This window comes from Polaromonas sp. 39-63-25 (assembly GCF_002278925.1).
Classification (GTDB): domain Bacteria; phylum Pseudomonadota; class Gammaproteobacteria; order Burkholderiales; family Burkholderiaceae_C; genus Polaromonas.
Map to the genome: position 1 here is coordinate 1 of NZ_NCJH01000026.1, position 22440 is coordinate 22440.

Here is a 22440-nt window from a genome sequence, read left to right on the forward strand (position 1 = left end):
CTTCAGGACAACGCGCGCCTGCTGGGCGATTTGTCTCGCGCCCAGGGCGATCTGCACCAGGCCCACGAAGAGGTGCGCGGCCTGCGGCCGCTCAAGGATGAACTGGGGTTTGCGCAGCGGCGCACCGAGGAATTGGGCCGGCGTCTGGTCGAGCAGGACGCCGCCGTCCAGCAGCTGAGCACCTCGAATGAGCAATTGCAGGCCAAGGTCGACGAGCTGCTGACCGCAAAGCAGCAGTTGGAAGTGGCGCTGGCGACAGCTAGGTCATCCGTCACGGCACAAGAACAGGTGGTGGCCAGCATGCTGGAGCGCTTCAGTGCGTCGGCGCCTGGACCTGATTTGGCCGTGCAAAGCCCGGCTGCAGGAGCCAGTCGATCAGCCAAGAGAGAGGCGAAAAATCCAACAGCGACAGGGACTTAGGCCTGTTTCTGCGAAATTTTCAGGAATCACGGCCGACCCTCATGCTGGAGCGGCTGACTTCGACGTCTGGCGCAGCCTGACTTGGCTGTAGCCAAGCTAGCAGCCGAGAGTTCAACCGGTTGAATCGCGCTCCTATGGAGAAAACAAACGTGTCAATCTGCACTCAAGGCGAGTTCGACGAAAAATGCCGAATATCTAACTTGTTGTTTTATAAAGAGTATTTTGGCGCTGGCGTGTCAATCCGCATCAAAAGGACGAACACCCCTGTGGTCGGTGACCGGTGCAGCACCTTCCTGGCGGTCGATCACGTGCAGCAGTTCCAGCGGTGCGCCCATGCGCAGGGCGGCCCAGGCCGCGGCATCGGTCACGTTGTCGGCGTAGGGCGACTGGTCCACACAGGCCAGGACTTTGGGTTCGTTGTTCATGTTGATATCTCCCACTTCAGTGACCCATCAGCATGTCTTCGGCGCCGTCCTTGTCGTGCACAGCGAATTTGTCCACCATGGTGGCGCTGGCTTTATTCAGGCCCACCACCTCCACCTCGGTGCCCTCGCGGCGGAACTTCAGCACCACCTTGTCCAGTGAGCTTACGGCCGTTATGTCCCAGAAGTGCGCGCGGCTCACGTCGATGCGCACTTTGTCCACCACCTCCTTGTAGTCAAACGAGTTCGTGAATCGGTCGGCCGAGGCAAAGAACACCTGACCCAGGATCTGGTAAGTGCGCGTGCGGCCACCATCATCAGCGTGAGCGAGTACGGGAAGATGATCAGCAATGTCTCGAGGTTGAACGGGATCTGCGGGATCAGGAAGAACGGCAGGCTGTCGGGCAGCGCGCCCATGTCGGCCACGGTGCGGATGTCCATGTTCATGAAAATGGCTACGGCGGTCAGTACTACGATGGTCACCAAGGGCGAGGGGATGGCCTTGGTGATGTAGGGGAAGCCGTAGATGATGGCGAGACCGGCGGCCGTCATGGCGTACACGTGCCAGGTCACGTTGGTGAGCTCGGGCAATTGGGCCAGGAAGATCAGGATCGCCAGTGCGTTCACGAAGCCGGTGACCACCGAGCGGGATACAAAACGCATGAGCACGCCCAGGCGCACCCAGCCGGCAATGATCTGCAACACGCCGGTGAGTACAGTGGCGGCCAACAGGTATTGCAGGCCATGGTCTTTGACAAGGGTGACCATGAGCAGCGCCATGGCGCCGGTGGCGGCCGAGATCATGCCGGGGCGCCCGCCGGTGAACGCGATCACCACGGAAATACAGAACGATGCATACAGCCCGACCTTGGGGTCGACGCCGGCAATGATGGAAAACGCGATGGCTTCGGGGATGAGCGCGAGTGCAACGACGATGCCCGCGAGCAAGTCGCCACGGATGTTGGACAGCCAGTCCTGCTGGAAAGATTTCATGTGCGAAGAGAATGGGCTCGAGCTGGTGCCGCACCAAAGCGCGGGAAAGCGGAGCTGGGGAAAACGAAGCGCTGTCGGGTGAAAGGTTCAACCGAGCCAACCCGTAGAGGGTGGGCCATCATGCGCCGGGCCAACTGCCAACTATCCTTCCGTGAGTGAACCCGGTGAGGAAGCAAGCGGTGATGGTCGACGTCGTTTTACAAGGGTATGTCCTGTGGTCTGTGGGCGACCAGAGTGGGTTCCGGCGCGTAGACAGATGAGGGAAAACCCTGAATTGTACAGGTTGTGGCCCCGGTATTCCTTGAAATTGAAATACTCGGAGCTGGCTCTCATGAGCCGCTGATGTCGTAGTCGAGATAAGTGATACGGCCGCGCACCGGCCAGGGGCCAAGGAAGAAGGTTTGACGGAATTCGGGTTGATCCGAGGCTGCTAACCCGGCTGCCTGCTCAGATATTGACATTACCCCGAGGCCGAGGTGTTGCCCGACATGGTGGGCGAGCCTGCCGAGGTCTTCGCCCGTTTGCTGGCGCTGGATGAGTCGCAGCTGGTCAAGATTCTGGCGCTGTTCGTTGGGCGCTCCTACAACGTGATTTCGCAGGAGGCTAAGCGCTCGAACGCGCACGGTTTCGACGCCTCTGCCGCCATCGAGCAGGCCGTGGCCGTGGACATGGCCGATTGGTGGGAGCCGACAGAGGAAACATACCTGGGCGCTGTGTCCAAGGCCAAGATGATGGAGGCGGTGACCGAGGCGGGCAGCGATGCTGCCGACCTCGCCAGCATGAAGAAGGGGGATGCGATTACCACCGCGCAAAAGCGGTTGAATGGTCGGCGGTGGCTTCCCTCACCACTCAAGGCCTACCCGGTTTAAGGGGCAGCAGGGCGATCTGGCGGCCTTGGGGCCGCTTTTTTTCGTTTCTGGTTTGCTTCCGTGCGTCGCCTTCTGCGCGCCTTCGGCGCTATGCTTAGTGCATGTGCAACTTGTACGGTTCGACCAAGCTCGAAGGCATTCGCAGGCACTGGCAACCATCGGTTGCCGATCACCTCGTGTGGGAAGGCGGCGTTGTTGCACCGCGCAAGCCCGGTGCATCCGCCGCGCACGCGACGATGCCGGGTATTCACGCGAGCTGGTCGTGGGATGTTGGGGTCTGATACCGTGGTTTTCAAAGACTTTCAACATCAAGTATTTGACCAACAACGCCAGGTCCGAAGAGCTGACCAGCAAGGCCAGCTTCAAGCATCCGTGGGCATGAGGGCAGAGGTGCATCATTCCCGCCGATTGGTTCAATGAACCGATTTGGGAGTCGGGGAAAAACGTCTGGTGACGGTTCAAACACGCCGATGGCGAGCCCTGGGGTCTGGCCGGTTTGTGGAATGCCTGGACCGACAAGGGTTCTCGAGTGGTGCATGAGAGCTACACGATGCTCACGCTGCATGCCAACAGTCACCCGCTGATGAGTCGCATACATAAGCCTGACCTGAATCCTGAAGCCAAGCTGCCGCTCCCGTTCGAACTACAGAACGTAGTGCTCGACCAGAACCAAGCACACCCGCAGGCGGTCACCGATCTGTGCTATGCGGTGGTCGACGATGCGTCGCACATGATTAGGAGCCAATTGTGAAAGTTGAACGTTCTCTGTAGTTAGAGAACAGTTGATCTCAACATTCGCTCGCTTTTCCAATACACATCGTCACCGCCGTTCATGCGATTGAGCACGCGTGCCAGCACGAACATCAGGTCAGATAGGCGGTTCAGGTACTGGCGCGGCGTGTCCTTCATGGCTTCTTCAGTGCCCAATGCCACCACTGCACGTTCGGCCCTCCGCGCTACCGTGCGGCACACGTGGGCCTGGCTGGCGGCGCGGCTGCCCGCGGGCAGAATAAACTCTTGCAGGCGAGGCAACTGTTCGTTGTAGGTGACCAGCGCTTCGTCGAGCGCCAGCACCGCTTCGGGCTTGAGTAGCTCGAAGCCGGGGATGGACAGCTCGCCGCCCAGGTTGAAGAGCTGGTGCTGGATTTCCACTAGCACGGCACGTACGTCGTCGGCCATGTCTTCGCACAGCAACACGCCGATGTGTGAATTCAGCTCGTCCACATCGCCCATGGCGTGCACGCGCAGGCTGTTCTTGGAAACGCGTGTGTTGTCGCCCAGGCCGGTGGTGCCGGCGTCACCTGTGCGGGTGGCGATCTGCGTGAGTCGGTTGCCCATAAAATTCCATTTCGATATTGGCCTAGCGCAAAAGATTGCACGCTGCGAACTAACAAGTCGGATCGGGATTGTTTCTATGCTGGTCTGGATCGCAAGTCCTCAATCAGCTTGCCATCCATGGGCAAGCTACCGTGCTTCACGAGCTGGACATCGCCGCGCAACTTAGTCACGTCACGCATAGCAGTCTCAAGGAGGGCCCGCAATCCTTCGTCAGCAGGAGCTTCCTTGATTTCCGCATGCAGACACATCTGATCGTTGGCCATCTCGCCACTGACCACGAGTCGCGCGCGAAGAATCTCGGGGAAACGGCGCACGATCTCGGCCACTTGAGCGGGATGCACGAACATGCCCTTGACCTTGGTGGTCTGGTCCGCACGGCCCATCCAGCCCTTGATGCGCGGAGCGGTGCGCCCGGTGGGGCAGGGGCCCGGCAGCATGGCCGAGAGGTCGCCGGTGCCGAAGCGGATCAGCGGGTAGGCCGGATTGAGCGTGGTCACCACCAGTTCGCCCACTTCACCCTCTGGCACGGGATCGCCCGTGCCGGGCCGCACGATTTCCACGATCACGCCTTCGTCCAGCACCAGGCCTTCGCGTGCAGCGGTCTCATACGCCACCAGCCCCAAGTCGGCGGTGGCGTAGGTCTGGTACACGGCCACACCCTGTTGTTTGAACCAGGCGGTCAGGCTGGGTGGGCAGGCCTCACCGCCGACCGATGCCTTGGTCAGGCTGTGGATGTCGGTACCGGTTTCCACGGCTTTCTCGATCAGGATGCGAAGAAAGCTGGGTGTGCCGGTGTAGCCGTTGGGCTGCAGTTCGGTGATCGCATCGAGCTGCTGTTCGGTCTGGCCAGTGCCGGCCGGGAACACCGTGCAGCCCACGGCGTGGGCACCGGACTCCAGGATGAATGCGCCTGGCGTCATGTGGTAGCTGAAGGCGTTGTGCACCAGCTCGCCGGACCGGAACCCGGCGGCGTACAAGGCACGCCCGGCGCGCCAGTAGTCGCGCGTGCTGCCTTCGGGTTCGTAGATGGGGCCGGGGGAGGCGAACACCCGTGACATCTGGGGGCCGCGCACCAGCGCAGAAAATCCCCCGAAAGGATCGCTCCCTGCCTCACGCGAGGCATTCTGCCGCTCCAGCAACTCGCTCTTGCGCGTCACGGGCAATCGGGCCAGGGCCTCACGGCTGTTCACATCGGCCGCGCGCACGCCATCGAGGATGCCCGCGTACGCCGCACTGTGTGCCTGTGCATGCGCCACCTGACCCGCCAGCGAAGCCATCAGCTCGGACTCACGCTGGTCAGGTGAGCGGGTTTCCAGTGCGTCAAAGTAGTCGGTCATGGCGATTCAGAAACGTATGAGTAAGGGGGAGTGATCCAGAACGCGGTGGAACCGGCTTCGCCGGGCCACTCGCGTTGCCCCCTTGAGGGGGTGACGCCGCAGGCGGCGCGGGGGTGGGCTAAGCCAACCAGCGTTTCCGGCGCTTGTAGCTCTTCACATCCTTGAAGCTCTTGCGTTCCCCCCCGCCCATGCCCAGGTAGAACTCCTTCACGTCTTCGTTGTTGCGAAGGTCTTCGGCCGCACCGTCCATCACGATCCGGCCCGACTCCATGATGTAGCCGTAATCCGCATAACGCAGCGCCATGTTGGTGTTCTGCTCGGCGAGCAGGAAGGTGACCTTTTCCTTGGTGTTGAGGTCTTTCACGATCTCGAACACTTCTTCCACGATCTGCGGCGCCAGGCCCATGGAGGGTTCGTCGAGCAGCATCACGCTGGGGTTGGTCATCAGGGCACGACCGATGGCGCACATCTGCTGCTCGCCGCCCGAGGTGTAGGCCGCCCGCGAGGTGCGGCGCGTCTTCAGGCGAGGGAAGTAGTTGTAGACCTTCTCCAGGTTCGCCGCGATCTCGCCCTTGTCCTTGCGGGTGTACGAGCCGGTGAGCAGGTTCTCTTCGATGGTGAGGTGGGCAAAGCAGTGCCGTCCTTCCATCACCTGCACCACCCCCCGGTTCACCAGATCGGCCGGCGTGAGGTTTTCAATGCGTTCGCCGCGCAGTTCAATGCTGCCCTTGGTCACCTCCCCCCGCTCGGCCCTGAGCAGGTTGGAGATGGCACGCAGCGTGGTGGTCTTGCCGGCCCCGTTGCCACCCAGCACCGCCGCGATCTTGCCCTGAGGCACGTTGAGCGAAACGCCCTTGAGCACCAGGATGACGTGGTTGTAGATGACCTCGATGCCGTTGACGTTGAGAACAATGTTGGGAGTACTCATGTGTGTTCCTTCTGAGCCTTCGTTGAAGACCATTCACAAGACACGGCACGCCGGCCTTGTGAATGGCAGCTCGATTCAGTTGCTGGGGAAAGCCCCGCCGCAAATGCAGGCCCCTTCAAGGGATACCGCCGGACGGCGGGCACCGCCCCCAGGAGGAGGTAGCGCGCCGCAGGGGGCGCGGAGGTGGGTGAAGTTCCAGGTCAGGACTGGCAATCCGCAGGTGTGCGGCGCGTCAGCTTCTTCTCGCCTGCATACTTCTCCACGGCAGCTTTGAGCAGGGGCGTCAAAATTTTCGTATCGGCCTCAAGCCAGTCAGAGCTGGTTTCCCAACTTTTGCCGTTCCATGTGTACGCCCTCGCATACGACGGGCCCATGTGATCTTTGCAACTCGTGACCACCGGCCGCATTACATCATCAAGGCCAAGCAACTGCAGCCGATTCTCATCGATGTTGAGGTTCTCATAACCCCAACGCGTTTGCGCAGCATTCATAACCTGACCCTTCCCAAACTTCTCTTGTGCCCGCCAAACTCCCTCGACTGCTAGCATCGCATTCATGAGTCCCCTCATATACAGAGCGGACCCGACTTCATCCTTTGGCCCAGCCCCCTCTCCCTTGGCATGCAAGGTCGACAGCACCTCTTTTGCAATTTTTGAGTCGAAACCAGGGCCTGGCAAAACCAAGACTGCGCTGTACCCGTCTGCACCAGACACGCCTTTGACATCCGAGTCCGACCCAGAAGGCCACACACCCACGATTCGATCACGCCGAAACCCCGTAGATTGCGCCTCTTTTAATGCAGTCGAGTTCATCACTCCCCAACCCCAAAGGAGCACGTAGTCTGGTCTAGCCTGGCGTATTTGCAGCCACGCTGCTTTTTGGTCCACCCCGGGGTGTGACACCGGAATCGCTACGAGATCAAATCCGTGTTCCTTTGAACGCGCATTCATTACTGGAATTGCCTCTTTCCCGTAAGGACTGTCGTGATAGAGCAAGGTGATCTTTTTCCCCTTGAGCTTGTCTAACCCCCCGACCTTTTGACCCAGATATTGAATCTGCGTGTCAGCAGAGGTCCAGTGTGAGCCTGCGATTGGGAAACTCCACTTGAACACTTGTCCATCGGCGCTTTCGCTCAGGCCGTAGCCAGGTGTGAGTATGGGAATACCATCTGCCGCACCGCGCTCAGTCAAAGCCAAGGTGATACCTGTCGACATGGTCTGAAACACGGTGGCGCCACCATTCTTCCTCTTCAGACGTTCGTAGCATTCGACGCCACGATCAGTTGCATAGCCGGTTTCACATTCCTCCCAGAGAACGCTGACGCCGTTGATCCCTCCCTTCGCATTTACAAGCTTGAAGTAATCGACAAACCCATTGGCCCAAGGTGTTCCACTAGGAGCGTACGGTCCTGTGCGAAAAGTTAGAAGTGGGAAAAACTGTTGCTTCTCCTGCGCGAAGCTGGTTACTGCGAAGCTGCCAAAAACGATTGCCGAAGCTGCGATTGCGATGATGCGACTTTTCGCGGTCATATGTTCTCCTGGTTGCTCGAATGTTTATACATAGCGTCTGAGTGGTTGACCCTTCTCTTGTTTTCTCAGTGCGGAAAGGGCCACAACCGCAACTTCTGTTTGGCGATGCTCCACAGCTTGGCCAGCCCATGGGGCTCCACGATGAGGAACCAGACGATGAGCGCACCGAAGACCATGAACTCGATGTGCGAAATGGCAGCGGTGGAAATGGACAGACCCACCAGGCCGCCCAGCCAGGGCAGGAACTGGTTCAGGAAGATGGGCAGCACCACAATGAAGGCGGCGCCGAAGAAACTGCCCATGATCGAGCCCATGCCACCGATGATCACCATGAACAGCAGCTGGAACGAACGGTCGATGGAGAAGGAAGCCGGCTCCCACGAGCCCAGGTGAACAAAGCCCCACAAGCCACCGGCCACGCCGATGATGAAGGAGCTCACAGCGAAGGCGCTGAGCTTGGCGTACATGGGGCGGATGCCGATCACGGCGGCGGCCACGTCCATGTCGCGAATGGCCATCCACTCGCGGCCAATGGCGGAGCGCACCAGATTCTTGGCCAGCAGTCCGAACACCACCAGGAACCCCAGGCAGAACAGGTATTTCTCCACCGGGGTGTTGATGGTCCAGCCCAGCACGTTGAGGTTGGACACCGACACCGAGCCCGAGGATGTGTTGTTGGTGAACCAGCCGATGCGCAGGAAGGCCCAGTCGCAGAAGAATTGCGCGGCCAGCGTGGCCACCGCCAGGTAAAGGCCCTTCACACGAAGACTGGGGATGCCAAAGAACATGCCCACCAGCGTGGCGAAGAAACCCCCGGCCAGCAGTGCCACGATCAGCGGCATGCCCTCGATGCGGATATAGGTGTTGTAGGCCATGTAGGCGCCCACCGCCATGAAGGCGCCTGAGCCCAGGCTGATCTGCCCGCAGTAGCCCACCAGGATGTTCACCCCCAGCGCCACCAGCGCCAGGATCAGGAACGGAATCAGGATGGCGCGGAACATGTATTCATCGACCAGCAGCGGCACGCCAACGAATGCGAAGGCGATCAAGGCCAGGATGAGCCAGCGGTCCTGCGCGATCGGGAAGATCTGCTGGTCGGTGCGGTAGGAGGTCTTGAACTGACCGTTTTCTCTGTAGAACATCCGATTTTTCCTTTGTCTCAGCCTATCCGGCGAGAAGTGACTCGTCCCTGGCTTCCGTGGAACCGGCTCTGCCGGGCCACAGGGAGCGTCCCCCTCCCGCCGAAGGCGAGAGAGAGGGGGAAGACGCGAAGCGGCGCAGGGGGTGCTTCATCTCTAGACGCGGTCAATGATTTTTTCGCCGAACAGACCTTGTGGCCGGAACAGCAGAAAGACGAGTGCGAGCACATACGCAAACCAGATCTCGATGCCACCGCCCACGTAAGGGCCCAGGTACACCTCGGAGAGTTTTTCCCCCACACCGATGATCAGGCCGCCGATGATGGCGCCGGGTACCGAAGTCAGGCCGCCCAGGATGATCACGGGCAGGGCGCGAAGCGCCACCGTGGTCAGCGAAAACTGCACGCCCAGCTTGGAGCCCCAGATCACACCAGCCACCAGCGCGGTGATGCCGGCCACGAACCACACGATCACCCAGATGCGGTTGAGTGGAATACCGATGGATTGGGCCGCCTGGTGGTCGTCGGCGACCGCGCGCAGCGCGCGGCCAGTGCCTGTCTTCTGGAAGAACAGCGAGAGCACGATCACCAGCAGCGCGGCCACGCAGGCGGCATACACGTCTTCCAGATTGATCAGCACACCACCTTCGAAAACGCCCTCGAACAGGAACACCGGATCCTTGGGCATGCCCACGTCGATCTGGTAAATGTCGCTGCCAAAGATGGTCTGGCCCAGGCCGTCGATGAAGTAGGTGATGCCCAGCGTGGCCATCAGCAGGGTCACGCCTTCCTGATTCACCAGGTGTCGCAACACCAGTCGCTCAATCAGCCAGGCCATCACGAACATGAGGGCCGCTGCCACAACAAAGGCCAGCGCGTTGCCCAGGAACTTGTCCTCGATGCCGAGCCACTCGGGAATCCAGGTCGAGAAGCGGGCCATGGCCAGGGCGGCAAAGAGCACCATCGCCCCCTGGGCAAAGTTGAACACGCCCGACGCCTTGAAGATGAGCACGAAGCCCAGCGCCACCAGCGAATAGAGCATGCCGGCCATGAGGCCGCCGAACAAGGTTTCAAGAAAGAACGCCATGGTGGTTATCTCCCCCCCGTTGCTTGTTCATTGCGCGTGGCCTCATCCCCGCTTGAGGGGGCGATGTCTGTGGGCCCGCAAAGCCGGTTCCACGACATCTGTGGAAGTGGCTTCTTCATGCGACGGTTTGTGGTTTTCTGCTGCATGGTGGTGATGTCCATCAATGAGAGGTTCCGAGGTAGGCGCTGATCACCTCCTCGTTGTTGCGCACCTCTTCAGGTGTGCCGTCGCCGATCTTCTTGCCGTAGTCGAGCACCACGACGCGGTCGGAGATGTCCATGACCACACCCATGTCGTGTTCGATCAGCACGATGGTGGTGCCGAACTCGTCGTTCACGTCCAGGATGAAGCGGCTCATGTCCTGCTTCTCTTCCAGGTTCATGCCGGCCATGGGTTCGTCGAGCAACAGCACCTGCGGCTCCATCGCCAATGCGCGCCCAAGGTCCACGCGCTTCTGCAGGCCATAGGGCAACTGGCCCACCGGTGTCTTGCGGTGCGCCTGGATTTCGAGGAAATCGATGATGTGTTCGACGTACTCGCGGTGCTGCTCTTCTTCGCGCTGGGCCGGGCCAATGCGCAGTGCCTGCAGGAACAGGTTGCTCTTGATGCGCAGGTTGCGGCCCGTCATGATGTTGTCGATCACGCTCATGCCTTTGAACAGCGCCAGGTTCTGGAAGGTGCGGGCGATGCCCATCTCGGCCACCTGCCGGCTGTTCATGTGCTTGAAAGTTTGGCCACGGAAGTTGATCGAACCCTCTTGCGGCTGGTAAACGCCGTTGATGCAGTTGAGCATCGAACTCTTGCCTGCACCGTTGGGTCCGATGATGGCGCGCACCTCGTGTTCGCGCACATCGAAGCTGATGTCGGTCAGTGCCTTGACGCCACCAAAGCGCAGGCTGATGTTGTGGACGTCCAGAATGACGTCGCCTATCTTCTTCTGGGTCATTCAAAACTCCGTTCGCACTGAGCCGGTCGTTGTGCTCGCGAGATGGGGGTGCGGTGGGCCAGTTCCAGCAAAGGCACGGGGGAGCGCCAGTTCATGCCGCTGCCTTCACGGGAGTGAATGTCCTGGCGTCGCCCACCTTGAGCGTGGCGCTCACGCTGCCGGTGCGGCCATCCTCGAACTTCACCTTCGTCTCGATGTATTGTTCGGTCTTGCCACTGTAGAGAGCATCCACCAGCTCGCTGTACCGGTCGCCAATGAAGCCACGGCGGACCTTGTTGGTGCGGGTGAGTTCGCCATCGTCGGCGTCGAGTTCCTTGTGCAGTACCAGGAAGCGGCTGATCTGGCTGCCCGCCAGCAATTCGTCGCGGCTGAGATCGGCGTTGACTTTCTCTACCCCCTGGCGCACCAGCTCATGCACCTCGGGCTTTTGCGCCAGATCGGTGTAGCCGGCGTAGGGCAGGTTGCGCCGTTCGGCCCAGTTGCCCACGGCTTCAAAATCGATGTTGATCATCACGCACACTTTCTCGCGCTGGTCGCCATAGGCCACGGCTTCCTTGATGTGCGAGAAGAACTTGAGCTTGTTTTCCACGTACTTGGGCGCGAACATCGCACCGTCGTGCGCGCCGCCCTTGATGCGGCCCACGTCTTTCACGCGGTCGATGATCTTCAGGTGACCCGATGCGTCGATGAAGCCAGCGTCGCTGGTGTGGTACCAGCCGTCGGCCGTGAGCACTTCGGCCGTGGCTTCCGGGTTCTTGTAGTAGCCCTTGAGCAGGCCGGGCGACTTCACCAGGATTTCCCCAGTCTCAGACAGTTTGATTTCCACGCCTTCGCAAGGCACACCCACGGTGTCGGCCCGGGCTTCGTTGTCGGGCTGCAGGCACACGAACACCGCGGTTTCGGTGGAGCCGTAGAGCTGCTTGAGGTTGATGCCGATGGAGCGGTAGAAGCTGAAGAGATCAGGGCCGATCGCCTCTCCGGCGGTGTAGGCCACGCGCACGCGGCTGAAGCCCAGGCTGTTGCGCAACGGGCCGTACACCATGGCGTTGCCCAGCGCGTATTTAATCGAATCCACCAGCCCGACCGGTTTGCCGTCGAGCTTGTCCGGGCCCACGCGGCGTGCAACATCCATGAAGTAGTGGAACATCTTGCGCTTGATCAGGCCGGCGTCTTCCATGCGGATCATCACCGTGGTGAGCAGGCCTTCGAACACGCGCGGTGGCGCGAAGTAGTAGGTAGGCCCCACTTCCTTGAGGTCGATGGTGACGGTGGCGCCTGATTCCGGGCAGTTCACCACGTAGCCGGCCACCAGCCATTGAGCGTACGAGAAGATGTTCTGGCCGATCCAGGCAGGGGGAAGATATGCAAACACCTCCTCTTTGTTGGTCAACCGGTCAAAGTTTGCGCCTGCATGGGCCCGATCAATCAATGTTCGGTGCGTGTGCATCACTCCCTTAGGGTTGCCGGTGGTGCCTGAAGTGAAAAACATCGCGGCCACGTCGTCGGGGCTGGCCATGGCCACCTGCTCGCGGAACACCTGCGGGTGCAGCTTGGCAAAGGCCTCGCCTGCGGCCATCAGTTCCTCCAGCGAACTCAGGCCGGGCTGGTCGTAGTTGCGCAGGCCGCGAGGGTCGTCGAAATAGATGTGGGCGAGTTGCGGGCAGCGGTCGCGGATCTCCAGCATCTTGTCGACCTGCTCCTGGTCTTCCACCACAGCGAAGCGCACGTCGGCATCGTTCACTGGGAAGACGTATTCGGCGCCCACCGCGTCCTGGTACAGCGGCACCGGAATGGCACCGATGGACTGCGCCGCCAGCATGGTGGCGTACAGACGCGGACGGTTCGCGCCGATCACCACCATGTGCTCGCCGCGCTGCAGGCCGGCCTGGTGCAGGCCACAGGCGATAGCCTCCACCAGACTGGCCATCGCAGCCCAGGTGGTGGTCTGCCAGATGCCGTATTCCTTCTCGCGCATGGCGGGATGGTTACCTCGCTCTGCGGCCTGCTTCAACATTAGTCTAGGGAATGTCGAGTTCACTGTTCTTCGTCCTTTGCAGCGTTTAACTGGCTAAACCACAGGAAGCTGCAGGCAAAGCAGTGATGTAGTCTGCACATTTTTATACCAAGCAAGCGTTAGTTTAGTATAGTCTGCTGTACGAGCTACTCGATGTCAATGACGAGAGGGGGTGGGAATTCCCTACCCTGCTTGCGCAAGTACTTCTTTTGAAAAATGCTTTGGAAACCTGAACATGCAGCTGCCCGGCCTCAACTTCCAGCTCGGTGAAGACATCGACGCCCTGCGCGATGCGGTGCGCGACTTCGCCCAGGCCGAAATCGCGCCACGCGCGGCCGAGATCGATCGCAGCGACCAGTTCCCCATGGACTGCTGGCGCAAGATGGGTGAGCTCGGTGTGCTGGGCATCACCGTGCCCGAAGCAGACGGCGGGGCCGGCATGGGCTACCTGGCGCACATGGTGGCCATGGAAGAAATCAGCCGGGCCAGCGCTTCAGTGGGCCTGAGTTACGGTGCGCACAGCAACCTGTGCGTGAACCAGATCAACCGCAATGGCTCGCTCGAGCAGAAGGCCAGGTACCTGCCCAAGCTGATCAGCGGCGAACACGTGGGTGCGCTGGCCATGAGCGAGCCGGGCGCGGGCTCCGACGTGATCAGCATGAAGCTGAAGGCCGAAGACAAGGGTGGGTTCTACCTGCTCAACGGCAGCAAGATGTGGATCACCAACGGGCCGGACGCTGACACGCTGGTGGTCTACGCCAAGACCGAGCCCGAATTGGGCGCGCGCGGCGTGACGGCCTTCCTGATAGAGAAGGGCATGAAGGGCTTCAGCATCGCGCAGAAGCTGGACAAACTGGGCATGCGCGGCAGCCACACCGGCGAGCTGGTGTTCAACAACGTGGAAGTGCCGGCAGAAAACATCCTCGGTGGCCTGAACATGGGCGCCAAGGTACTGATGAGTGGGCTGGACTATGAACGCGCGGTGCTCACCGGCGGGCCACTGGGCATCATGCAGTCGGTGATGGACAACGTGGTGCCTTACATCCACGACCGCAAGCAGTTCGGCCAGAGCATTGGTGAGTTCCAGCTGATCCAGGGCAAGGTGGCCGACATGTACACCGTGCTGCAAGCGGCGCGCAGCTTCGCCTACACCGTGGCCAAGAACCTGGACCTGCTGGGCACCGACCACGTGCGCCAGGTGCGCAAGGACTGCGCATCCGTGATTCTCTGGACCGCCGAGAAGGCCACCTGGATGGCGGGTGAGGGGGTGCAGATCTTCGGGGGCAACGGCTACATCAACGAGTATCCGCTGGGCCGCCTCTGGCGCGATGCCAAGTTGTACGAGATCGGCGCCGGTACCAGCGAGATCCGCCGCATGCTGATCGGGCGTGAGCTTTTTGCCGAAACCTGCTAGTTTGCATACCCTAGAGTTGAATCCGCCCTGCATAAAACCAAACTGGATCCAACAAACAACCTGATGGTGAAGGATCCTATGCGAACCAATACCAGACCGCTGCAAGTGCGAGCGGCAATGCCCCACGCGAAGCAGCCTACCAATGCGGACTAGCCACTGCCTCGTAAGCGATCCTGATACCAACGAGCCGTTTCAATGGGACGAACTCGAAATCAGAGTCCTTTCAACGACACAAGGGCTATTTTTCTGATTGAGAACCGCTGTCGTCGGCAATTGACAGCCATGAATAAGCAAGTGGAATAGCTGCTGAAAAGCAAGTTGTACTTATTGATAACAATGCACTTGAAATGTCACTAACTGGACCGCATATGGCACATTTGCGTTAAGGCGAGGTACAGCGACGGAATTTAGGCGCCATCATCAACCCAGCAAAAGACGTGGAGGAGCAATTAACAATTTCATTTCGTCGAGTGCCTATGGTCACTTGCAGTGCGAACGAATAGTCTACGACAGACCGATAAAAAAATGAGCACGTACCTAAGGAATCATTCCAAGGTGAATCGGGTAAAGCACAGCAGTTTCAAACTATGGCGAAGGATGAAAAACTCGAGACAAAAAGAACCACCAATGCCACTCCCTCGACAATGACAGAGATAGCAGCTCACCTCCATGCAATAGGCTAGAGATAGAAACACACTACTAAATCCCAATCATTTTCTATTCCATCGTGCAAGATGCATTTTTCAAGAGTTTCACGAATTCAGAGGCAATGGCAGCCGGTGTGTCCTGCCCAGGTCGGTACCAAATTCGAGACCAATTAAGTGCACCCAGAAGCAGCAATCTTAAAGATTTCCTCGGAATATCAGACGGCAGCGGCAGATCCTCAATAGCCTTTACAAAGATCATCTCGTATCTATCACGTAATTCTGTGAGCCTTGTCGATTCACTGGGGACATCTTCGGGCATTATTTTGGTAATAACTTGTGCATAATTGTTGTCAACGAGAATGGCCTGAAGGTGGGCTGCACATGCACTCTCCAAGCGAACCCAGGGATCCGACTCACCCACTAGCGCTTGGTCAACAACATCTATAACGTGCTGCACGCCCACCTTGTAAACTGCAACAAGAAGGTCTTCCTTGGATGGAAAGTGGCAGTAGAGAGAGCCAGAAGGCATACCGAGTGACCCCATGATGTCTCGTGTAGAAGTGCCTCCATAGCCATTGGCAGCGAAAAGCTCCGCCGCCTTATCCAAGATCTGCGGCAACCTACTAACCTGACCACTCGTTTTCTTTGCCATTTCTGTATTGTTCATGGTAAAGACAGTTATGTCTCCATAACATCCTACCACCATCCCAGTAGAACCTACGACCGTCAGAGTAGAACACTCCTCGGCACAGGGGTGGTATGTATCCTGTCTTGTGGGTCATCGAAACCATGTGAATCATGGCCACTACAAGAACACAAATGCCCGGCGGACGAGTACGACCGCAGCTGCTACTTGAAAAGCATGAGCACCTCATCCCAATATCAGTTGGGCAGTCCCGCAGAAGTTCAAGTTTACGCACGGGGTATTGCTTGACATCCTGAATCGAGTAACAACTGAAAAGGATGCATACAGACTACCAGCCCTGCAGTTATCTGCCCGCGCGCATCTACACAGAATTGCTTAGCAATTCGTGTTGGGATAATTTGATCACCTGAACATTCATGAGCCGAGAATCGTTTTCTGGTTTGGGGCCTCGTCCGCTCAAAGACAACAAATGTCGATTTAAGGATGGTAGCCTGGCCAAATATTTAGGCCATCAATAAATATCCGTGCAATCCAACAATTACACGAAACAGCCACGCCGAGTCAACCATTGAACTTTCTGATGTAATAGCGAAATTTAACTCTTCGCGTATCGAGGCGTTCAAAACCCTAAAGCTTTAATCAATTCCTTACACATAGGCCTTTAACCTCCAAGCCTATTTCTATGCTTCTTACGCGAATACTCTTGCGCTTTCAAGAACTCTGAATGCAACTTCGAGTCCTCGCCAGACGCCACAACATTCCAACAGTAGGTCCAATGCACTTCCTCGATAGGGGCTCCAAGTTCAGCGGCCTCTTTAAGACGAAAAACAGCCAATCGGCGATGCTTGAACTTGATGCTTCGATCAAGAAATGCCAATGCAATCGCCTGACTCTGGAGTTGGAGCGCGGGTGAGGCGCCAGTGCCGCTGCCCTGCCGTGCGAGGCGCTTGAGAGATCGGAGCCGCCGACGGCCCCGGCCATGCAGTGGTCCTTCTGAGAGCATACTCATGGCAGTTCAATGCCTTGTGGCACTTCCACCGGCTTGTCCAGCACGTAGACAGTTCCATGTAAAAGCGCAATATGTTCGTTATCACGCGCACGTGTGATTTGAACCTGATAGCTGCCGATTTTTCGCGATCGTGACACTTCTTGCGCATGGGCCACAAGCCACTCGCCCTCTTCAACCGCAGTTGAGATGCTCAATTGTCCATCGACTAGGGTGGCTATCCTTCCGTACGAATTGCAGGCTAGACCGAGTGCCATATCGCCCAATGCAAACAGCGCTCCTCCATGGCATCGATTGTTGAAATTCATGTGAATTCGCTGCGTCTTCATTCGAAGTGTGGTGCTGCCCTTTGACGCGGAGACAAGTTCAATGCCGAGCAACTGGGCCATGTTGTCGCCCTCGATGCACTGGGAAACCAGGTTGTAAGCTGTCCTAGCGCCACCTTCCGCGTGGCGACGCCCGCGTTCACTTCGGGCATCAAGCCAATCAACCAGCGCATCTGTTCCTTCTTCACTTGGAGCAGACACGCATTTGACTTCTATCGCCGCACCCTTTGATCGCCTCAGAGACAACATGGCAAGTAGCTCGGATTCGGTCTTGCGTGCGTCAGGTAGATCAGCCTTAGTCACTACAAAAACATCCGCGATTTCCAGCATGCCTGCTTTTATCGCTTGCACGTCATCTCCGAGTCCAGGTGGACAAACCACGACACGTGTGTCTGCAAAGCGTGTAATTTCTACCTCCGATTGGCCCGCGCCTACAGTCTCGACGATCACGACATCGAAGCCGGCCGCATCGAAGAGGTCGATCACATCGCCGGCGGAAACGGAGAGACCACCGAGATGGCCGCGAGAAGCCAACGACCGGATGAATACACCTTCATCACTTTGACGTTCACCCATGCGAATGCGGTCCCCAAGGACTGCTCCTCCAGTAAATGGGCTTGAGGGGTCGATAGCGACTACTGCGACAGTTCTCCCCTTTTTTCTCAACCCTTTTATCAGCACAGATACCAGAGTGGACTTCCCGCCACCTGGTGGCCCCGTCACGCCGATCACGTGCGCACGTCCCTGAGATTTCGCGATGGCGCGGCGCACCTCGTATGCTGTCTCGCCGCCGTTCTCCAGCGCACTTATCGCTTGCGCGATTGATCGGCGATCGCCTCCCATTGCTTTCTGAATGTTCATGTTGCTCATATCCATCAGACCACAGTAAGAGGTTGCCCGAAACCCATTTCTCTCCGAAGAGTGCCGCATATCTCTCCGTGGGTTGCACCAACTTCGGCGGCCGCAACAACGTGTTCAAACACATTGGACTTGATATTGTTTGCCGATTTGGCTAGTGCACTAATAGCCTTTTCCACATCGTCTTTGGAACGAGATTTCTTGAAGTCGGCAAGACGCCGCAAGTACGACTTCATGCGCTCTGCATCGGGGTATTCCAGCGACGGATAAGTAACAGGATCTTCCTCGACTTGGTAGGCGTTGACACCCACAATGGTCTGTTCACCAGCATCTACCTTCCTCTGGAATGCCAACGCAGACTCACCAATCATTCGCTGAACGATTCCCTTTTCGACTGCTTGGTACATGCCGCCTGCTTCGTCAATCATTGAGATTATCTCGTTAATCTTCATCTCAATGTCGTCGGTTAGCGACTCTACGTAATACGAGCCTCCTAACGGATCGATGACGTCTGTCAGATGCGCCTCTTCCCGCAGGATATTCTGCGTAGCGACCGCGATCCGGGCTGCTTCAGCGGTGGGTGTTGAGAACGCCTCGTCGTAGCCGTCCGTGTGGAGAGACTGCAGGCCACCGAAGATTCCAGCCATTGCTTGTGCCGTGACTCGAGCAACGTTGTTAAGCGGCTGCTGTCGTGTTAGGTCTACGCCCGAGGTTTGCCCATGGAACTTGAAGCGCCAGGAGCGTGGGTCCTTGGCGCCGAAGCGATCTCTACATAGTCGAGCCCAAACTCGTCGGCCGGCTCGAAATTTGGCTACTTCCTCAAAGAAACTGATAGAAATGTCGAAAAAGAAGGTGAAACGCGGAAGAAACTGGTCTGGGTCCATGCCGGCTGCGATGCAGTCTTCAGCGTACTGGATACCTGAGCAGAGCGTGAAGGCCATAGCTTCAGCCGGGGTTGCGCCTGCTTGCTGCATGTGTTGCCCGACGATCGATAGTGGGTTCCATCCCGGCACATGCTTATTCACGAAAGCAATGTGGTCCACGATCACCCGGCGCGCGCCCTGTAACGCCAGGCGAAAGAACATGTGATTGGCTACGAAATGCGAAATGCAGTCGCTCTGATTTGAGGTGCCGGTGATCTTGGACCAAGGTACCCCACGTCTCTTGGCCACACCCAATTCAAAGGCGAGCAAAGTGAAAGGTGACGGGTCATTCATTGCAGTGGATAGGTCGCCAATGGGGACACCGTCCAGTGCGACACCCATGTCTTCCACATGATTAATGACTGTTCCACAAGTACCAAGGAGCTCCGACGGCACTTCGTCAGCGTCGTAGCCTCGAAACACTGAGTTGCAGGGAATGAGCGACAGGGCGGACGCGCCCAATTCGAGAATTTCCTTGACCCGGAGGTTGTAATCCTCGGGCACTCCCAGCCCGATGAGCTGGCGCTGGGACCAACTACGGCCCCGGTACATGGTGGCATAGATGCCACGGGTATATGGGTACTGCCCGGGGTAACCCAGCGTTTCCTCGTACTGCGTACCTTTTGTATCTTGCGGCGTATATAGGGGCCTTATGCCAACCCCTGATCGGTTGTAAATAGTTGTTGCGCCCACTACGCTCTTGGCGAAATCGGCTTCCCAGCGAGCTTGCCCCTTGGAAGTTTGCTCTTTGTTCATAGTGACGCTCCTTGCAATGTACGGCGCTTCTCACATAGTGATCGCACCGAAAGAACGACATCGTCCAAAGATGTGCCAGGATGAAATACCTGCGCTACACCGCATTCCAGAAGCATCTTTTCGTCTTTTGCGGGAACGATACCGCCAACGATAACCTGTACATCGGACAGTCCAGCCTCGCGAAGCGCAGCAAGCAGCTTTGGCACTATTAGGTGATCTGTTGCCAGCGATGAAATGCCTATAACGTCTGCATCCTCTTCCATAGTGAGTTTGACGACCGTCGGTATCTCTTGCCACGGCGGGGTGTAAATCACTTCCATTCCTGCATCGCGGAGACATGCAGCGATCACCCTGCTACCCCGGTCATGCCCATCAAATCCAATTTTCGTCACGATCACCCTCGGTGGACGTTCAGCCATTTCGTAATTCCTTTTCTAGCCCCCACAAACCTTCGCTCGAGGACGCGTGGGGAGTCGCGACCTTCGGGGTGGAACCATTTCATTGCCCAGCTGTATGGCCCGCGGAGAACATCCATTTCAGAACCCCCCAGCAGGCGGCAAGAATGCAAGTCAGGTGACTCACGTGCAGGCGTTGAACATGGGCTTTCACTTGTGTACAAGAAAGTGGATCATTATTCCAAGCAAGCGCTCGCTTGTCTACTCAATTTTTTCTGCGACCCTTCATGGGGTCTGGGGAAGTGAAATCTTTCAGGATGAATCTCTTTGCTGTGGGAGGTCGGTGGCGGGCGCTGGCGACGGGGCAGCGACCGGGGGCCGTTTTCGCTGGAACAGGGAGAGCATGCGGGTGTCCTCTGGGGGGCCGGCCGGGAGGCCTTTTCGCCTTTTCGAGGTAGGGCCTTTCCCCTTGCACCCCATTCCCTTGCCGTTTCGGCCCTTTGGCCTTTAACCGTTTCGGTATAGCCGGGCCTGGGTTGCGTCTCCAGCGTCAATGTGGAACCCGCACGAATGGATTGGACGGAGACCTGGCGCTGGCCCCTGCCTATGCTGCGGGGACGCTACCCCCGGCAGGTAGGCTCTCGCTCAGGCGACTAAGTTGACAAATGCGACAAGGGCGACTAGAGTGAATCCTGTCTCAAACCTGCTTGGGAGATGACCATGCCCACCGCCATTGAATTCATTGCCGATCGTCTGCCGCGCGTCACCGTGGAGGACGTGCGCCGTTTCGCGGATACCGTTGAAATCCGGGATGCGCCGGCTTTCGCGGCCGAGTTGCAGGCGTTCATTCACGAGCGCGTGGAGGCGGTAAAACTGCCAGCCAACCTCGAAGGCGAAACGGTGGAGCAGGCCCTGGCGCGCAAGGCGGCCGCGCTGCGCACCGAAACGCGCTGGACCCCGACTGAAACCGACGTCCAGCGAGGCCGCGCCGTGTTGCTGGAATCCTTCAACCAGCCGCACAACCTGCCGATCCCCGAGTACGCCAAGCTGGCGGACAAGTCGCGCCAGCAGATCTACAAGGACATCCTCGCGCGCCGGCTGCTGGCGCTGAATGTGGGGCCGCGCGGCCAGAAGCTGCCCGACTGGCAGCTCGACCCGGTGAAGCAGCAGTTGACCCAAACCGTGCTTCAAGAGGTCGAGGGCATCGACCACTGGACGATCTACCGCGCACTATCCGAACCGCTCGAAGGCTTGGGCGGACGCTCGCCGGTGGATGCGGTGACGCATGGCACGATCGATGACGTGGCCGAAGCGGTGTTCAACGTGCTGGGCGTCCAGGTGCATTGAGGCAAGACCGCCATGAGCCGCGAACTGCCCTTGTTCTTGATCGATGCGGGTGAACTGCTCCAGCATGTGAGCCGCGTCGTCTATCGGGGCAGCCCGCTGTACTATGGCCGCAGCGGCACCAATCGCTACGACGACCCGGCGCGGACCTACGGCGTGCTCTACCTGGGCCGCGACCTGTCCACGGCGCTGATGGAGTCGGTGTTTCACAAGCACCAGTGGCTGGCGGACGAGAAGCGCTCGATTGCGCTGAAGGAAGTCGAGAGCCGGCTCGTGCGGGCCGTGGGGGTCCTGGACGACGTGCGCTTGGCCGATCTCACGGCCGAGGGTGTCATGGCGGGTTACTTCGGCCTGAACCTGGAACAGTTGGCCAGCCGCGACTACACGCACACGCAGCAGGTGTCCGCCCAGGTGCATGCGATGCTCGGCGATGATGGCCAGCCGCTGTTCGACGGGGTGCTCTATCCGTCGCGCAACAACTATCCCGCCAAGAGCATCGCCCTGTTCGAGCGTGCGGCAGCAAGAGTCGGCGTTGTCGATGACATCGACCTGGTGGACCATGTGGACTGGCCGCGCTTCGTTGCCACGTATCGCGTCGGCGTGGAGCCTGATCCCGGGCCGGTGGAACCGGATGACGAAGCGTCCTGAAGCGGCAAGAGAGCACATTGAAGCCCCAAACAGAATGAAATGGACCAAACTGGAATAGGCATCCCTCTGTAGCAGGAGACGACCATGAACACCACGACCCGCATCAGCACCGCAGAACGCCTCGGCCGCACCTTTGGCCGCGGATGGCGCGCCTACGCGCGCGGCGAACGTCGGGCGTCGAACTGGTTGGTGTCCAAGGGGGTGCCGGCGGCCGTTGCCACCGCGCTCGTGTGGGTGGTCAAGCTGTCTGTGGTGGGATTGCTGCTCTACGTTGCTTTTTGGTTCGCACTCGTGTTGTTGGGCGTCGTGGCGGCGGCGTGGGCTGCTGCTGCCAATACCTCTGACGAGGACGAGTGGCCTTTCACCGATCTCACAGAACTGCGCAAGACACCGGGCTACGATCCCAATCTGTACAACGATACGTCGCACGAGTTGTACACCGACGACTGACGGACT

General features: G+C 58.6%; 20 protein-coding genes and 2 pseudogenes. 8 read left to right on the forward strand and 14 right to left on the reverse strand.

The features are described from left to right. A pseudogene (locus tag B7X65_RS21135) lies at positions 1-420 on the forward strand (integrase); the annotation flags it as partial. A 236-nt stretch (positions 421-656) separates the two neighbouring features. On the opposite strand, the gene B7X65_RS21140 reads toward B7X65_RS21135, so the two are convergent. Together B7X65_RS21140 and B7X65_RS21145 are read right to left on the reverse strand one after the other, a co-directional pair. Beyond that, a complete protein-coding gene (locus B7X65_RS21140; RefSeq protein ID WP_293596243.1) occupies positions 657-845 on the reverse strand; it encodes a universal stress protein in 189 nt (62 codons plus the stop codon). Between the two features lie 16 nt (positions 846-861). Continuing rightward, positions 862-1835 (reverse strand): annotated as a pseudogene (locus tag B7X65_RS21145) (SulP family inorganic anion transporter). 476 nt (positions 1836-2311) lie between these two features. Between B7X65_RS21145 and B7X65_RS21150 the strand changes: the two are divergent. From B7X65_RS21150 to B7X65_RS21160, 3 genes are all read left to right on the forward strand, one after another. After that, on the forward strand, positions 2312-2704 hold the full coding sequence (locus B7X65_RS21150; protein ID WP_293596244.1) for a hypothetical protein: 393 nt from the start codon (positions 2312-2314) through the stop codon (positions 2702-2704). Beyond that, positions 2658-3086, forward strand: coding sequence for an SOS response-associated peptidase family protein (locus tag B7X65_RS21155; RefSeq protein ID WP_293596245.1), 429 nt, complete (start codon positions 2658-2660; stop codon positions 3084-3086). The genes B7X65_RS21150 and B7X65_RS21155 overlap by 47 nt, the downstream gene beginning before the upstream one ends. 168 nt (positions 3087-3254) lie before the next feature. Further along, positions 3255-3455: a hypothetical protein gene (locus B7X65_RS21160; protein ID WP_293596246.1), complete on the forward strand. Its 201-nt coding sequence runs from the start codon at positions 3255-3257 to the stop codon at positions 3453-3455. A 20-nt stretch (positions 3456-3475) separates the two neighbouring features. On the opposite strand, the gene B7X65_RS21165 is transcribed toward B7X65_RS21160, so the two are convergent. The 8 genes from B7X65_RS21165 to B7X65_RS21200 form a co-directional block, all read right to left on the reverse strand. After that, on the reverse strand, positions 3476-4042 hold the full coding sequence (locus tag B7X65_RS21165) for a cob(I)yrinic acid a,c-diamide adenosyltransferase (protein WP_293596247.1): 567 nt from the start codon (positions 4040-4042) through the stop codon (positions 3476-3478). Between the two features lie 74 nt (positions 4043-4116). Next, a complete protein-coding gene (locus tag B7X65_RS21170) occupies positions 4117-5379 on the reverse strand; it encodes an AMP-binding protein (protein WP_293596248.1) in 1263 nt (420 codons plus the stop codon). Between the two features lie 118 nt (positions 5380-5497). Continuing rightward, on the reverse strand, positions 5498-6307 hold the full coding sequence (locus B7X65_RS21175) for an ABC transporter ATP-binding protein (RefSeq protein WP_293596249.1): 810 nt from the start codon (positions 6305-6307) through the stop codon (positions 5498-5500). Positions 6308-6507: 200 nt separating this feature from the next. Further along, positions 6508-7836, reverse strand: a complete 1329-nt coding sequence (locus B7X65_RS21180; RefSeq protein ID WP_293596250.1) for an ABC transporter substrate-binding protein — start codon at positions 7834-7836, stop codon at positions 6508-6510. A 65-nt stretch (positions 7837-7901) separates the two neighbouring features. Next, the gene (locus B7X65_RS21185) at positions 7902-8978 is read right to left on the reverse strand and encodes a branched-chain amino acid ABC transporter permease (RefSeq protein WP_293596251.1); all 1077 of its coding nucleotides are present in this window, start codon (positions 8976-8978) and stop codon (positions 7902-7904) included. A 153-nt stretch (positions 8979-9131) separates the two neighbouring features. Further along, a complete protein-coding gene (locus tag B7X65_RS21190; RefSeq protein ID WP_293596252.1) occupies positions 9132-10061 on the reverse strand; it encodes a branched-chain amino acid ABC transporter permease in 930 nt (309 codons plus the stop codon). A 160-nt stretch (positions 10062-10221) separates the two neighbouring features. Beyond that, a complete protein-coding gene (locus B7X65_RS21195) occupies positions 10222-11007 on the reverse strand; it encodes an ABC transporter ATP-binding protein (RefSeq protein ID WP_293596253.1) in 786 nt (261 codons plus the stop codon). A gap of 91 nt (positions 11008-11098) precedes the next feature. Continuing rightward, positions 11099-13045: an AMP-binding protein gene (locus tag B7X65_RS21200; RefSeq protein ID WP_293596254.1), complete on the reverse strand. Its 1947-nt coding sequence runs from the start codon at positions 13043-13045 to the stop codon at positions 11099-11101. Between the two features lie 205 nt (positions 13046-13250). On the opposite strand from B7X65_RS21200, the gene B7X65_RS21205 reads away from it, so the two are divergent. After that, positions 13251-14435 (forward strand): isovaleryl-CoA dehydrogenase, encoded by a 1185-nt coding sequence (locus B7X65_RS21205; RefSeq protein ID WP_293596264.1) that lies wholly within the window; start codon positions 13251-13253, stop codon positions 14433-14435. 717 nt (positions 14436-15152) lie between these two features. On the opposite strand, the gene B7X65_RS21210 is transcribed toward B7X65_RS21205, so the two are convergent. From B7X65_RS21210 to B7X65_RS21225, 4 genes are all read right to left on the reverse strand, one after another. Next, positions 15153-15749 (reverse strand): TetR/AcrR family transcriptional regulator, encoded by a 597-nt coding sequence (locus B7X65_RS21210; protein WP_293596255.1) that lies wholly within the window; start codon positions 15747-15749, stop codon positions 15153-15155. A gap of 984 nt (positions 15750-16733) precedes the next feature. Beyond that, positions 16734-17921: a methylmalonyl Co-A mutase-associated GTPase MeaB gene (gene meaB / locus B7X65_RS21215; protein WP_293596256.1), complete on the reverse strand. Its 1188-nt coding sequence runs from the start codon at positions 17919-17921 to the stop codon at positions 16734-16736. 14 nt (positions 17922-17935) lie between these two features. Continuing rightward, on the reverse strand, positions 17936-19597 hold the full coding sequence (locus tag B7X65_RS21220) for a methylmalonyl-CoA mutase (protein WP_293596257.1): 1662 nt from the start codon (positions 19595-19597) through the stop codon (positions 17936-17938). Next, positions 19594-20016 carry a cobalamin-dependent protein gene (locus B7X65_RS21225; RefSeq protein WP_293596258.1) on the reverse strand — a complete coding sequence of 141 codons (423 nt, stop codon included), beginning with the start codon at positions 20014-20016 and terminating at the stop codon, positions 19594-19596. Before B7X65_RS21225 ends, B7X65_RS21220 begins: the two co-directional genes overlap by 4 nt. A gap of 696 nt (positions 20017-20712) precedes the next feature. Between B7X65_RS21225 and B7X65_RS21230 the strand changes: the two genes are divergently transcribed. The 3 genes from B7X65_RS21230 to B7X65_RS21240 all read left to right on the forward strand — a co-directional run bounded on the left by B7X65_RS21230 (position 20713) and on the right by B7X65_RS21240 (position 22434). After that, positions 20713-21339, forward strand: a complete 627-nt coding sequence (locus B7X65_RS21230) for a hypothetical protein (RefSeq protein WP_003109769.1) — start codon at positions 20713-20715, stop codon at positions 21337-21339. 12 nt (positions 21340-21351) lie between these two features. Beyond that, positions 21352-21984, forward strand: a complete 633-nt coding sequence (locus B7X65_RS21235; RefSeq protein ID WP_003090219.1) for an RES family NAD+ phosphorylase — start codon at positions 21352-21354, stop codon at positions 21982-21984. Between the two features lie 84 nt (positions 21985-22068). Further along, positions 22069-22434 (forward strand): DUF3742 family protein, encoded by a 366-nt coding sequence (locus B7X65_RS21240; protein ID WP_003090216.1) that lies wholly within the window; start codon positions 22069-22071, stop codon positions 22432-22434. The last annotated feature ends 6 nt before the right edge of the window (positions 22435-22440 follow it).